The organism is Caballeronia catudaia (assembly GCF_001544755.2).
Classification (GTDB): Bacteria; Pseudomonadota; Gammaproteobacteria; order Burkholderiales; family Burkholderiaceae; genus Caballeronia; species Caballeronia catudaia.
In genome coordinates this window covers 84,863-98,586 of the sequence record NZ_FCOF02000013.1, presented here as the reverse complement: position 1 = coordinate 98,586, position 13,724 = coordinate 84,863, and the positions used below count along the sequence as shown (strand labels likewise).

Annotated in this window: 15 protein-coding genes and 1 pseudogene; 9 read left to right on the top strand and 7 right to left on the bottom strand. The window is 63.4% G+C overall.

The annotated features are described in order from the left end of the window. The first annotated feature begins 12 nt into the window (after nt 1-12). From AWB75_RS16380 to AWB75_RS16345, 9 genes and pseudogenes are all read left to right on the top strand, one after another. Complete coding sequence (locus tag AWB75_RS16380) at nt 13-786, top strand: DeoR/GlpR family DNA-binding transcription regulator (RefSeq protein WP_061125141.1); 774 nt, start codon at nt 13-15, stop codon at nt 784-786. 63 nt (nt 787-849) lie between these two features. Next, nucleotides 850-1,056: pseudogene (locus tag AWB75_RS38510) on the top strand (hypothetical protein); the annotation flags it as partial. A 1-nt stretch (nt 1,057) separates the two neighbouring features. Next, the gene (locus AWB75_RS16370) at nt 1,058-1,966 is read left to right on the top strand and encodes a DMT family transporter (protein ID WP_061125140.1); all 909 of its coding nucleotides are present in this window, start codon (nt 1,058-1,060) and stop codon (nt 1,964-1,966) included. 13 nt (nt 1,967-1,979) lie between these two features. Beyond that, entirely contained in the window at nt 1,980-2,129 is a 150-nt protein-coding gene (locus AWB75_RS37730) for a hypothetical protein (RefSeq protein WP_159462786.1), read from the top strand. A gap of 403 nt (nt 2,130-2,532) precedes the next feature. Then, a complete protein-coding gene (locus AWB75_RS16365) occupies nt 2,533-3,666 on the top strand; it encodes a sugar ABC transporter substrate-binding protein (RefSeq protein ID WP_061125139.1) in 1,134 nt (377 codons plus the stop codon). Continuing rightward, entirely contained in the window at nt 3,663-4,673 is a 1,011-nt protein-coding gene (locus tag AWB75_RS16360; RefSeq protein ID WP_061125138.1) for an ABC transporter permease, read from the top strand. The genes AWB75_RS16365 and AWB75_RS16360 overlap by 4 nt, the downstream gene beginning before the upstream one ends. Next, nucleotides 4,673-5,449, top strand: a complete 777-nt coding sequence (locus tag AWB75_RS16355; protein WP_061125137.1) for an ATP-binding cassette domain-containing protein — start codon at nt 4,673-4,675, stop codon at nt 5,447-5,449. The genes AWB75_RS16360 and AWB75_RS16355 overlap by 1 nt, the downstream gene beginning before the upstream one ends. Before the next feature lie 18 nt (nt 5,450-5,467). Next, nucleotides 5,468-6,211, top strand: coding sequence for a FadR/GntR family transcriptional regulator (locus tag AWB75_RS16350; protein WP_061125136.1), 744 nt, complete (start codon nt 5,468-5,470; stop codon nt 6,209-6,211). Between the two features lie 307 nt (nt 6,212-6,518). After that, nucleotides 6,519-7,859: a glycoside hydrolase family protein gene (locus AWB75_RS16345; RefSeq protein WP_235012128.1), complete on the top strand. Its 1,341-nt coding sequence runs from the start codon at nt 6,519-6,521 to the stop codon at nt 7,857-7,859. Here the strand turns inward: AWB75_RS16345 and AWB75_RS16340 are convergent. The 7 genes from AWB75_RS16340 to AWB75_RS16310 form a co-directional block, all read right to left on the bottom strand. Further along, nucleotides 7,837-8,172 carry a Rieske (2Fe-2S) protein gene (locus tag AWB75_RS16340; protein WP_061125135.1) on the bottom strand — a complete coding sequence of 112 codons (336 nt, stop codon included), beginning with the start codon at nt 8,170-8,172 and terminating at the stop codon, nt 7,837-7,839. The genes AWB75_RS16345 and AWB75_RS16340 overlap by 23 nt on opposite strands. Then, nucleotides 8,169-8,987 carry an intradiol ring-cleavage dioxygenase gene (locus AWB75_RS16335; RefSeq protein WP_061125134.1) on the bottom strand — a complete coding sequence of 273 codons (819 nt, stop codon included), beginning with the start codon at nt 8,985-8,987 and terminating at the stop codon, nt 8,169-8,171. The genes AWB75_RS16340 and AWB75_RS16335 overlap by 4 nt, the downstream gene beginning before the upstream one ends. Beyond that, complete coding sequence (locus AWB75_RS16330) at nt 8,984-10,039, bottom strand: maleylacetate reductase (protein ID WP_061125133.1); 1,056 nt, start codon at nt 10,037-10,039, stop codon at nt 8,984-8,986. Before AWB75_RS16330 ends, AWB75_RS16335 begins: the two co-directional genes overlap by 4 nt. 15 nt (nt 10,040-10,054) lie before the next feature. Next, nucleotides 10,055-11,518 carry an aldehyde dehydrogenase family protein gene (locus AWB75_RS16325; RefSeq protein ID WP_061125132.1) on the bottom strand — a complete coding sequence of 488 codons (1,464 nt, stop codon included), beginning with the start codon at nt 11,516-11,518 and terminating at the stop codon, nt 10,055-10,057. A gap of 85 nt (nt 11,519-11,603) precedes the next feature. Beyond that, nucleotides 11,604-12,599 carry a hypothetical protein gene (locus AWB75_RS16320; protein ID WP_061125131.1) on the bottom strand — a complete coding sequence of 332 codons (996 nt, stop codon included), beginning with the start codon at nt 12,597-12,599 and terminating at the stop codon, nt 11,604-11,606. Nucleotides 12,600-12,635: 36 nt separating this feature from the next. Then, nucleotides 12,636-13,127 carry a cupin domain-containing protein gene (locus AWB75_RS16315; RefSeq protein WP_061125130.1) on the bottom strand — a complete coding sequence of 164 codons (492 nt, stop codon included), beginning with the start codon at nt 13,125-13,127 and terminating at the stop codon, nt 12,636-12,638. A 137-nt stretch (nt 13,128-13,264) separates the two neighbouring features. Then, nucleotides 13,265-13,711 carry a nuclear transport factor 2 family protein gene (locus AWB75_RS16310; protein WP_061125129.1) on the bottom strand — a complete coding sequence of 149 codons (447 nt, stop codon included), beginning with the start codon at nt 13,709-13,711 and terminating at the stop codon, nt 13,265-13,267. Nucleotides 13,712-13,724: the final 13 nt, after the last annotated feature.

Here is a 13,724-nt window from a genome sequence, read left to right as displayed (position 1 = left end):
TTTCGCGCATTGATGACACCCGACCCAGCACTGAACGGCAGGCAGCGAGCGCTGCTCGAACGCGTCGCCCGCGACGGCTTCGCGACAATCGAAGACCTCGCCGCGCAATTCCAGGTCACGCAGCAGACCATCCGTCGCGACGTGAACTGGTTGTCCGTCCGGAATCTGCTGCGTCGCTATCACGGTGGTGCGAGTGCGTTGACGAGTTCCGAGAACACCGCGTACACGGCGCGGCAGCAAATGTATCTCGACGAAAAGCGGCGCATCGCCGAGTGCGTGGCATCCGAGATTCCGAATCACGCGACGCTCTTCATCAACCTGGGAACGACGACCGAGGAAGTCGCCCGCGCGCTGCGTCAGCACACGGGCTTGCGCGTCATCACGAACAATCTGAATGTCGCGAACATTCTCGCGGATGAATCGGATGCCGAAGTGATGGTCGCGGGCGGCAAGGTGCGCGCGCGCGACAAGGGCGTCGTGGGCGAGCAGGCCGTCGACTTCATCAGGATGTTCAAGGTCGACTTCGGGATCATCGGCATTTCGAGCATCGAGGAAGACGGCACGCTGCGCGACTTCGATATCGCCGAGGTGCGCGTCGCGCAGGCGATCATCGAGCAGTCGCGCACCGTGTTCCTCGTTGCGGATCATTCGAAGTTCGGCCGCGCCGCGCTCGCGAAACTCGGGCATCTCAGTCAGGTCGACGCGCTCTTCACCGATGCGCCGCCGCCCGCCTGGATGGCCGAAAGCCTCGCCGCCGCCGATGTCTCCGTGCGCGTGGCGGATTAGGGCCTTGCGATCTGCGTCCTGCGGTGAATGCTTCGACTTTTTCGCCGCAAATGATGCGGCGAAAATCGCCTTCTGGACGGCTTCGAGGGCAAACTGACGAGCAGCAAGTGGGCATCGATCGCGAAATGCTCGTCCGATACCGCGTTGCGTGACCTCAACGAACTCGTCGTGCTGGGCATACTGCAGCGATCATCTTCCGGCGGACGCAGCACGTCTTACGAACTGAGCTTCGGCCACAACCACGAGCCACAACCACGAAAAGGCATCTGACATGGCGCAAGCGCCGCACGTCGACACGAACGCTCGAAACGAACGCTGGCTCGCCGTCGGCGGCCCCATCGTGTTCCTGCTGCTGTGGTCCGCGGGATTTCCCATCGCGAAGACCGGCCTGCACTACGCGTCGCCGCTCACCTTCCTTGCGATACGTTTCGCGTTGAGCGTCGGCGTGCTGCTCGCCGCATGCGCGATCAGACGCCCGCAATGGCCGCGCGACGCGCGCGCGTGGCTGCATCTCGTCGTCGTCGGCTTTCTCGTGCAGGTGATGTACTTCGGGCTCAGCTATCTGTCGATGACGGCGGGCATCGCGACATCCGTGCTCGCGCTGATCGTGTCCTTGCAGCCGATTCTCGTCGGCGTGCTCGCGCCCACGTTCGTCGGCGAGCGGATCGGCGCGCGGCGCTGGATCGGCCTCCTGTTCGGTCTCGCGGGCGCGGCGGGCGTGATCGCCGCGCGCGGGCCGCTGCATGCCGAAGCGCTCGGGCCCGTGCTGCTCGCGGTCGGGGCGCTCATCGGCATCACGGGCGCGATGCTCTACGAAAAACGCCTCGGCACGGCGCAAGACCCGTTGACGTCGAACCTCGTGCAGTACAGCGTCGGCCTGATTTTCTGCGCGCCGATGGCGCTCGGCTTCGAACACACGCCGGTGCAATGGACGCCCACGTTCATCGCCACGCTCGCGTATCTCGTCATTTGCAATTCGCTGATCGCGATCACGCTGCTGCTCGCGATGACGCGTGCGGGCAAGGTGTCGCAAGTGGCGTCGCTGTTCTTCTTCGTGCCGCCCGCGGCGGCGGTGCTTTCCTGGTTCTTCCTCGGCGAAGTGCTCCCCACAGCCGCATGGTGGGCGATGGGCGTCGCGGTGCTCGGCGTCGCGATCGCAACGTGGAGGCCGCGCAAGTAGAGCATCAGTGCGAATGCTTCGGCACATCGGCGCGGCGGCAGCCGACGAGAAGGTCGAAGTCGCAGCCTTCATCGGCTTGCAAGACGTGCAGCGCGAGTTGCACGGCGTTAGTTCGGATCACGAATTAGATATGCCGATGATGGGCTTGCCCGCGAATTCGTGATCCGGAATGCCCTGGGTCTCATCCAGCTCCGGCACATGAAGCCATTCTTGTCCGCGGTGCCGAACCAGGCTGCCGAGCGGAGCCTGAATGTGGGGCGCTCATGGTTGTGCTCACTTTGTGAGAAAGACCTCTGAATAGCATGACTATATCGAGGGCGCGTACCGGGAAAACGCTAATCGAAACGTCAAAACGCACTGCATATAGTTTGTCTATTGAAATTGGCGCGCGGGCTTCGCATATCCCAATTACTAGTTCAAAAACCGCCGCGCTATCGAACAATCCTCTCGCACTGCTCGCATCGTCATCCGCAACGCTTTCTTCTTTCGATCATGAAAGCCGCTTCGCGCTGACGTGCCGTGAAAAACCCTGTATTCGACCAACGAAGAAGAGACCGGAGGAAGACATGGCGCAGAATCGCGACGACGACGCAAACGACGGCAGCAATGGCACCAGCAATCGCACCAGCGGCATCATCAACTCGGGCCGGCGCGGGCTCATGCAGGGCGCGGGCCTTGGCGCTGCGCTCTCGCTTCTGGGCGGCGTGAGCGGCGCGGGCGGTCTGATCTCGACCGCGCAGGCAGCCGAAGCGGCGTTCCCGCAGCACAAGAAATGGAAGATCGTGTTCGTCAATCATGTGACGACGAATCCGTTCTTCGTGCCGACGCAATACGGCATTCAGGACGCGTGCGCGATGTTTGGCATGGACTATCAGTGGACCGGCTCGGCCACGTCCGACGCCGGCGAAATGGTGCGCGCGGTGAATTCCGCAATCGCCGCGAAAGCCGATGCCATCGCCGTGCCGATCGTCGATCCGAACGCCTTCGACAAGCCCATTCAGGCCGCGCTCGACGCAGGCATTCCCGTGTTCGCTTACAACGCCGACGCGCCGCGCGGCAAAAGCAATCCGCGTCTCGCGTATATCGGCCAGGACTTGTATCTGTCCGGCTATCAGATGGGCGAGCGCATCGCGAGTCTCGTCGACAGCGGCATGGTCGCGCTCTTCATCGCGACGCCCGGACAGTTGAACATCCAGCCGCGTCTCGATGGCGCCAGCGACGCGATCAAGAAATCCGGCAAGAAGATCGACATTCAAACCGTGGCGACAGGCGCGACCGTCAACGAAGAGCTGTCGAAGATCAAATCGTTCTATCTCGGCCATCAGGACCTGAAAGGCATGTTCGCCGTCGATGCGGGCAGCACGCAGGGCGTCGCGCAAGTCATGAAGGAATCGGGCCTGCCGTCGAAGGGCGTGCACGGTGGCGGCTTCGATCTCTTGCCGCAGACCATCCAGCTCATTCACGAAGGCTTCCTCGATTTCACCATCGACCAGCAGCCTTACGTGCAGGGCTTTTATACCGTGATGGAAGCGTTCGTGTTCCTCGCGTCGGGCGGGCTCGTCGGGCCGGCGAACATCAACACGGGTCTCAAGTTCGTGACGAAGGACACCGTCGAGCCGTATCTCAACACATCGACGCGCTATGAAGGCAAGACTACCAAGCCGCAAATCGTGCCGATGAAAGGCGCGATCAAGTCGTGAACACGGTGAACGAACCTCGTAAAGCCGAGGCGCCCGCGCGAGTCGAAAGCCCGCGCGGGGCCTGGATGTCTCATTGGGCGCCCGAGTTGCGCATCCTGCTCGTCGCGGTGCTGCTCTGCGCGTACTTTCAGTTTCTCAATCACGACTTCCTGCTCAGCAACGCGAGCCTCGTCAATCTCTCGCAGTACATCGCGCCGGTCGCGATCATCGCGTTCGGCGAGATCATGCTGATGATCGGCGGCGATATCGATCTGTCGGCGGGCATGGTGTTCGCCTTCGCGCCGTTCCTGATGGTGTTCGCCAACGAGGCCGGCGCGCCGATGTGGCTCGCGGTGATCGCCGGGCTGATCGCGGCGGCGATCATCGGCTTCGTGAATGGCGCAGTGACGGTCTATCTGCGCCTGCCCTCGTTCGTGACGACGCTCGGCACGCTCTTTCTGATCAACGGCATCACATTGACGGTCTCGCGCGGCACGCCCGCCGCGACGCCGGGCTCGCCCGAGTTCGCCGCCGCGATGGGCGCGTGGGGCTACAGCGAAATCATCTGGACCGTGGCGATCGCGTTCGTCATGCACGTACTGTTGCGGCATACGCGCTGGGGCCTGCATACCCAGGCGGCGGGCGCGAATCCGATCGGCGCGAGCGAGGCGGGCATTCACGTGAACCGGCTGCGGCTCGGCAATTTCGTGCTTGCCGCGGTGCTCGCGGGCTTCACGGGCGTGCTCGAAAGCTTTCGCATCACGTCGATCGATCCGCAAGCGGGCGGCAATCAGATCATGTTTCTTGCGGTCGCGGCAGCGGTGATCGGCGGCACGCCGCTGACGGGCGGCTCGGGCACGATCGTGGGCGGGCTGCTCGGCGCAGCGGTGCTCGGCATTCTGAGCGACGGCTTCACGCTCATCGGCATCAATGCGTTCACGTTCAACATCATTCTCGGGGCCGCGATTCTCGCCGCGATGATCTTCAACATCCACGTCGGGCGCATTCGCCGCAAGGGAGCACGGTGATGGACGATTTCGCTCTGCGCGGCGACAACATCGTCAAGCGCTTCGGCGCCGTGACCGCGCTCGACGGCGTGTCGCTCACGCTCGGCAAAGGCGAGATTCTCGGCATTCTCGGCGACAACGGCGCGGGCAAATCCACGCTCGTGAAAATCCTCACGGGCTTTCATCAGCAGACGAGCGGCACGTTGCACGTGCACGGCGAAGAGACGCTGCTCAAGTCCGTCGATCATGCGCGCGCGCTCGGCATCGAATGCGTGTATCAGGATCTCGCGCTCGCGAACTCGCTGTCGATCTATCACAACATGTTCCTCAACCGCGAGATCGTGCGGCGCGGGCCGGCGGGCATGTTGCGTCTCGTCGATCACAAGCAGATGCGCGAGCGGGCCGCGCATCTGCTCGACGATATCGGCGTGCACGTGCCCTCCGTCGATCTTCCGGTCGAGCGTTTGTCGGGCGGGCAGCGTCAGGCGATCGCCGTCGCGCGCGCGGTGCATTCGAACGCGAAAATCCTGCTGCTCGACGAGCCGCTCGCCGCGATGGGCGCGCGCGAGGCCGCGCTCATCATCGATCTCGTGATGCGCCTGAAGGAGAAAGGCGGGCTCTCGATCATCATGATCATGCACAACTATGCGCAGACGCTCGATATCGCGGATCGCATCATGCTGATGCAGCGCGGCCGCGTGACGTACGAGCAACGCAGCGCGAATACGTCGGTCGCGGAGCTGATGGATATCGTGAGGCGCGAATATCGGGCGATGCGCGCGACGACCACGAGCTAGAGGCCGGCAGGCCGCATCATGGATTACCGCAATCCAAAGCAACGCAAGAGCATGCACGGGCGCATCGTGCAGGAGCTCGGCATGCGGATCGTGAGCGGCGGCATCGCGCCGGGCGAGCGTCTGCCCGCCGAGCCGTCGCTGTGCGAGGCTTATGGCGTGAGCCGCCCGGTGCTGCGCGAGGCGACGCGCGTGCTCGTCGCGAAGGGGCTCGTCGTGTCGAAGCCGCGCGTGGGCAGCGTCGTGCGCGCGCGCGACGAATGGCACATGCTCGACCCCGATGTGCTCGTCTGGACCATCAGCCATCTTCCCGAAGGCGAGTTCTTCCGCTCGCTGATGACGGTGCGGCAGATCATCGAGCCTGCCGCCGCCGCGCTCGCGGCCATTTCCGCCACCGCTGACGACATCGCGCGCATCGGTGCCGCCTATGAACGCATGGAAAGCGCGCGAACCGCCGCCGAACTGCTCGATCCGGACCTCGAATTTCATCGCGCGGTCATGTCGGCGACGCACAACGACCTGCTCGCGTATATCGGCAACATGCTCTCGCTCGCGCTGACCGAATCGATCAAGCTCACGAGCCGTCATCCGAACACGCACGCGCTGTCGCTGCCGCGCCACAAGGCGATCTTCACCGCCATCGCGAACCGCGATGCGCTCGCGGCGCGCCAGGCGAGCGTCGTGCAGCTCGACAACGCACGCGCCGACGCCAACTCGATACTCGGCGGCGCCGCGCTCGAACCGGACCGGCCGCTTTCCGGGTAAGAATTCCCGAATTCCCGCGGTCGTAACGTTTGCTTGTGCCGGTCGCGTCTCAAGTCCCCTTCATCCCCGCCGTAAACCCTATTGAGACCGGCATCGCCGCGGTCTTCTCCATACCCCTTCTTTCCGCCGGCGTCCTCCTTATGCCGGCTCGCTGGGGTCTATCGACGAACATTCCACACGTCCTTGCGTCCGACGCGGGATGAAGGTCCTTCATCGGTACGTCCGCTTTTGCCCGGACGACCCGGGGAACGTGCGCCTACTTGGTGGACATGGATGGATTTTTGACCATTTAGTAGTGCGCATCGACATGACTAATCTGATTCACGCCGGCGATCCGGCCGTTCGCCTCGTCCGATTCAAAGCTGTTGCGCTTGCAGCCGCCATGAGCGTGCTGCTCGCCGCATGTGGCGGCGGCGGTGGCGGTGGTGGCGGCGGTAGCACCGCGTCGCCCACCGATGCAACGCAGAACGGCGGCGCTTCCACTTCGGCTTCGACTTCGGCGTCTGCTTCCGCGCCCGACGTTCCGGCCGGCGGCACGCAAACATCGAAGACCACGACGAGCCCTTCTTCCGCGAGCGGCGTCGTGAACGTTACGCCCGAGACTCCTGCTTCTTCAGTGTCGAACCCGGTCACGAACGCGCCTGCGACGAATCCCGTCGTCAGCGCGCCCGCTCCGGCTTCCGGCACGAACGCGGGCGGCGGCAACGTTACGGCGCCGCAGCAGCCCGCGCGACTCTTCTACGGCGTGAACGGCCACAACAACGAAGGCGGCGCCTACGATATCTCCAGCGACGCGCTCCAGCACTCGCAGTTGCAGGATCTCGGCGCAAAGCTCTATCGCAACGAGGTGTACAGCCAGGGCACCGCGACCAAGCTCGCGGGTATCGCGCAGATCATGGCGGCTGGAGGCGTGACCGTGTATCCCGTGATGCTGATGGGCATCAGCGCATTCAACGACGAAACCGAAGCGTATGACGCCGGCTTCGCACTCGGCCAGCAGACGGCCACGTCGCGCCGCTATCCGTACTACGAGGTCACGAACGAGATGGAAGCGGAACTGCTCATCGGCAACGTCGATGGCGTCTACCCGCAGCAGTTCGATATCGCGAAGTTCCGCAAGCTGCGCGGCGTCATTCGCGGGATGATCGCGGGCATCAAATCCGTCGATACGACGGGCAAGATCGTCATGGGCGGCGGCACCTGGCTGCACTATGGCTTCGACCAGATGCTCGCCGCCGGCATGGAGCCGGACGGCAGCATCGGGCATCCGGTCGTCGACTGGGACATCACCGCGTGGCACTGGTATTCCGAACAGGGCGACATCACGAACGCCTGCGGCGGCACCGGCTGTCACAACGTGCTCGCCGCGCTCAAGGCGCTCGGCAAGCCGATCTGGATCAACGAGTTCGGCGTGCGCCCGAACTACGGCACGGATCAGCAGATCGCGGCGTACCTCGTCGGCAACACGATGATGGCGCAGTTCGTCGCGCTGGCGTCGACGTACAACATCGAGTCGATTCAGGTCTACGAACTGTATGACGATCCCGTCGGCGGAGAAGGCGCGTTCGGCTTGCTGAGGAACGATGGCCTCACGCCGAAGCCCGGATACAGCGCGTTCAAGAGCTTCATCGCGGCGCACCCGATGTAAGGATGTCCTCCTCGATCGACACGGCGCCATTCTCGATGCGGATCGGAATGCGCCTGAGGCTCGCGCCGAGACATGGCCCATCGACGCACACGCCGTCTTCGAAGCGAAACATCGCGCTGTGGTGCGCGCACATCAGCAATCCGCCTTCGTAGGTCCAGAACGCGTTGGGCTCATAGTTGAGCGGAATCGAGAAGTGCGGGCACACATTGCGATACGCCCAGACTTCGCCGCCACGGCGCAACACGAGCACGGACGGCGCGGCTTCGAGGCCGCCGCCATCGGGCACGTCGTCGAGCGAGCAGATCGCGTTCACGCGCGCTCCTTCGCGATAAGGGTGAAATCGCGCGCCACATCGTATCCGCCCTCCTTCGGCGCGTACTCGATCACGAGCGACGGCTTTACGCCGAACACCGCATCGGACTTCACGTAGGGGTCGTCGGCGGAATAGAGCGCGGTCGTCAGCGGTTCGTGGCCGGGCGCGTCGATGCGAAAGTGGATATGCGCGGGACGCATCGGATGACGGCCCGTCGCGACGAGCATCTGGCCGACGGGACCGTCCGTTGGAATCGGATAGCTCGTCGGCTTGATCGAATGGAATGCGTACGCGCCGTCCGCGTTCGTGCGGAATCGTCCGCGCAGATTGCCTTCGGGCTGATCCGGGTCTTGTCCTTCGTACATGCCGTTCGGCGCGGTCTGCCAGACTTCGATCAACGCATCGGCAACCGGCTCGCCGCTCACATCGCGCACCGTGCCGTGGAAGAACACCGGTTCGCCGTCGCTTTGCGTGATGTTCGCGCCGAACGCCGATTCCTTCACGCCATCGCGATAGAACGGACCGAGCAGGCTGCTTTCGGTCGCGGCTTCTTCATGATGCTGGTTGATGTCGTCGAGCACGATCGAAAGCCCCAGCGTATCCGAGAGCAGAATGAACTCCTGCCGGATGCCGTCGCACTTCTTGCCGGTCGCGGTGAGAAACTCGATGCCGCGCCGCCATTCGTCGTGCGTCAGGTTCACTTCGCGCGCGAACGCATGCAGATGCCGCACGAGCGCGGTGACGATTTCCTTCGTGCGCGCGTCGGCGCATTGGCCGAAGGCGTCAGCGACGGATTGCGTAAGCGATTCGTTCATGGTCGTCGTCCTTCGTAAGCCGCTTCCAGCAGCGCGCGCAACGGCGCGCATTCGACCGGCCGCGGATTCCAGTACGGGCTCTTCATCGCGACATCGACAGCGATATCGATATCGCTTTCCTTCAAGCCTATATCCTTCAGCGCGGTCGGCGCGCCGTTCGCGCGCGCGAGGTCGAATGCGCCTTGCGCGGCATCGTCCGTGCCGAGCGCGCGGGCGATGCGCTTCATCGCGTCGGGCGCCGCGTCGCGGTTATACGCGAGCGCATGCGGCAACACGATGGTATGCGTTTCCGCGTGCGGCAGGTTGAACGTGCCGCCGAGCGTGTGACACAGCTTGTGATGCAGCGACATGCCGACGCTGCCGAGCACCGCGCCGCACAGCCACGCGCCATAGAGACAGTCGCTGCGCGCGTCGACATCGCCGGGCTTCGACACCACTTTGCCAATGCCCTGTGCCAGCGCGCGGATGCCCTCTTCCGCCATCAGGCTTATCACCGGATTCGCGTCCTGCGCGTAGAGCCCTTCCGCCGCGTGCGCGATCGCGTTGATGCCGCTCGTCACTGATAGCGACGCCGGCAGCGATACCGTGAGCTGCGGATCGTAGATCACTGTCTTCGGCAGCACGCGCAGGTCGCGGCCGGTCTTCTTCAGGCCCGCTTCGGTGAGACCGTAGATCGGCGTCATCTCCGAGCCCGCGTAGGTGGTCGGCACGGCGAGTATCGGCAGCGACGATGTCAGCGCGATCGCCTTGCCGAGACCTGTCGTCGAGCCGCCGCCGATGGCGATCGCGCAATCCGCGCCGATGCGTTGCGCAAACTCGCGAGCCTCGCGCGCGGTCTCGACGGGCACGTGCATCACCGCTTTTGCGAACACGCCCGCTGCGCGCGGCCCGATGCGTTCGGCGAGCGCTTCGGCCTGATCGCGCTGCGGCGGCGTCGAGAGAATGAGCGCGCGCTTTGCGCCGAGAAGTTCGATCTCGCGTTCGACATGTTCGATGCTTCCCGCACCGAACACGACGCGCGACGGCATGCCCTGATAGATGAACGATTGCATGATTCCCGATGCGCTTCAGCGCGGATAGTAAGGCGGAATATTGGCGTCGACATTCACCCACACCGACTTGGCCTGAGTGTATTCGCGCATCACTTCGAAGCCCATTTCGCGTCCGTATCCGCTCGCGCCGACGCCGCCGAAGGGCGATCCCGGACTCACGCGCTTGTAGCAGTTGATCCACACCATGCCGCTGTGCAATTGCCGCGCGACGAGATGCGCGCGTTGCAGATCGCGCGTCCAGAGTCCCGCGCCGAGGCCGTATTCGGTGCCGTTGGCGATCGCGAGCGCTTCTTCGTCGCTCTTGAACGTGCTGACGGCGACGAACGGGCCGAACACTTCTTCCTGCGCGACGCGGTCGGTGGGTTTCGCCTGCACGATCGTCGGCTCGACATAGCAGCCTTTGGCGAGCGCGGCGGCGTCCGGCGCCTTGCCGCCCGCGAGCACGCGGCCGCCCTGCTCGCGCGCGACATCGACATAAGACAGCACGCGGTCCCGATGCATCTGCGACGTGAGCGGCCCCATTTCCGTCGACGGATCGAGCGGATCGCCGATGCGGATCGAGCGCGCGAGCGACGTGAAGCGCTCCAGCAATTCATCGGCGATGGATTCATGCACGATCAACCGCGACGCCGCGATGCACGCCTGCCCCTGGTTATGGAAGATGCCGAACGCGGAGCCTTGCACGACGGCATCGAGATTGGCGTCGCCGTAGACGATGTTCGCGCCCTTGCCGCCGAGTTCGAGTTGCACCTTCTTCAGGTTGCCGCTCGATGCCTGCACGATCTTGCGCCCGACCGCCGTCGATCCGGTGAACGCGACCTTGCCGATGTCCGGATGCTCCGCGATGTATTGCCCGGCGATAGCCCCGAGCCCCGGCAGCACGTTCACTACACCAGCCGGAAAGCCGACTTCCGCCATCAGTTCGGCGATCGCGAGGCTCGACAAAGGCGTGAGCTCGGCGGGCTTCATCACGACGCAATTGCCCGCCGCGAGCGCGGGCGCCATCTTCCAGCTCGTGAACATCAGCGGAAAATTCCACGGCACCACTTGCCCGACGATGCCGACCGGCTCGCGCGTCAGATAGTTCAGGAAGCCGGCTTCGACGGGAATCACCGAGCCTTCGAACTTGTCGGCCATGCCGCCGAAATAGCGAAAGGTCGCGGCGGTGCGCGGCACGTCGAGATTGCGCGTATCGCGGATCGGGTGGCCCGTGTCCATCGATTCGAGGCGCGCGAGTTCATCGGCGTTGGCTTCGATCGCATCGGCGAGTTTCAAAAGCAGGCGACCGCGATCGGCGGCGGCCATCGCGCTCCACTTCGGGAACGCCTTTTTCGCGGCATCGACCGCGCGGTCGATATCTTCGCGGCCAGCCATCGACACTTGCGCGATCACGCTGTTGTCGTGCGGATTCAGGGTCGCGAGCGTTTCGCCGGACAGGGCGGGCACGAAGCGGCCATCGATGAAGAGTTGCGTTTGCATGTCTTGCTCGTGTCGAGGATTGAAGACGAAGCGTTCCCCGCGACGCCTTTGTTCAAGGCGCCGTCGAGATTCGAAGGACAGGGATTTAAAGCGCGACCGGATACGGCGGCAGCTCGCCGCTTTCGTAGCGCTTGGGCAGATCGGGCGTCGCGTTTTCCCAGACGAGCAGCATCGAGCGCTTCTGCGAATAACCCTTATGGCGAATGTCGGCGGGCATCGCGGCGATATCGCCGGCGTTCATCGTGATGCGCGCGCGCGGCTCGCCCGTGTCTTTATCGGCGACATCCCAGATGATCTGATCCGACAGTTGCAGGAACCACTCGACGCGATCGTTGCCATGAAAGACCGGCAGCACGAACTCTTCGGTCGTCGGGCAAAAGAGGCTTTGCTTGCAGACGGACGTGACCGACGGATTCCACGTCACGTCCGAGCGCGACAGATACTTGAAGAGACTGAACGCGTGCAACTGGCCTTCGAAACCGGGTTCCGCGTGAATCTCCGGCTCGTCCTGCGATACATCGGCGAACTGGCGATTCACCGGAAAGTCGTCGCGCAACGGCGAGTCGCCTTCGAGACCAGGCATGCGCTTCGTCGCGATACGCGTGCGGTCGATGGCCGCGATGTTGTCGCCGTGTTTCGCGCCGAACGCCGAGCCGGTTTCCTCGGGCGCCGCGAACGGATCGAAGCCTTCGTTGACCCAGTCCTTCAGGATCGCCTTGAAGGTCGCCATGATGATCGGCGTTTCGAACTGCTGCGTGCAATCGACGCCCGCATCGCGGAAGCTCGCGTTATACGCGCCGGCGTACATGTCGACCTTGCCGTAGTGATTGCGCGTGCCGATCACTTCGTCGAAATTGACCCAACCGTAGAAGAAGCCCCACGCGACATCGCGCATCATCGCGCGCAGGAAGTCGTCGGCGTGCATCTGATGCGAGCGCGTCTGACCTTGCGCGGGCCACTTCACGGTGACGAAATACGCATCGCGGCTGAATTCGAAATCGCCCAGTTTGAAGGTGCGGTAGCCGGTGGCCGCGTCGGGATCGGTGGCGACGACGCTTTGCAGGAAAACGGTTTGATCCATGATTGTTTGCTCCGAAGATGAAGGTTCGCGGCGACGTTACTGGATGCAGATATCGGCCCACTTCTCGACGGATGCCGCGCCGAGAATCGTCTGCACGAGCAGCACGCCGGTCTTTCTCGCTTCGAAGCGATACGCCGCGCCCGCGGGCAACAGCGCCTGATGACCACGGCGCAGGCGCACGAACCCCATCTTCTGGCCCGAAGGTTCGCCTTCGAGCTTCACCGTGCCTTCGATCGCTTCGTTCACCAGCGCGCCATCGGAAGGCTTGATGAAATGCACGTCGATTTCGCCGTCGAGCGCGACCGCGAATTCATCGTGCGATGCGGTGAACCACGGCGACACGCCTTCGGCGCGCAGCGTTTCGATCACGTACTTGAGGTTCTTGCCGACGACGACTTTTTCATACGGCGCGGAATGGCTTGCAACTTCGAATACGTTGGACATCACGTAATGCGAGGCCTGGCCCTTGATGATTTCGATCGAGCCCTTGCGATAGCTTTCGAGGCTGCCAAGTTGAGTCTGTTGCATGTCTGTCTCCGTGTCTGCGTTCAGATTCTCGGTGTCGCGTTGGAATCAAGATTAGGGCTGCGGGCGCCATGAGGCAATGAATCGAGGTTCGCGTTTGCCGAACGATGCGTCTTCGATCGCGGCCCTAGGGAAAGTACTTACTTTTCCGTTTGTTTGTCCGCCAGCCACGGATAGCGCCGCGTGTCCGCGCTTTCATAGTCCGGGTCGAGATAGATGAAGCAGCGCTGGATCTTGAAGTCGCGGATTTCGAAGACATCGACCCAGCGGCCCGCGTGCGTCACGCCCGCGCGCCAATCGACGCCGCTTTGGGTCGTGCCGTAACTCGTGCCTTCGACGACCACCGTGTCGCCTTGCTGGATCACATTCAGATACGCGAGATCGTGCTTGAACTTCGCGACGATCGTGCCGAGATCCGCGAATAGCTTTTCGAACGCCGCGCGGCCCGTCGCGATGCCCCACTTCGGGAAATAGACTTCGGCGTTGTCATCGAATAAATCGAAGAACGATTCGCTGCGATCGAGCCTGCGCAGATATTCCAGCGCGATGGTCTTGCGTTGTTCGTCGGTCATGGTGATGGGGTTCATGCTTTCGTCTCCT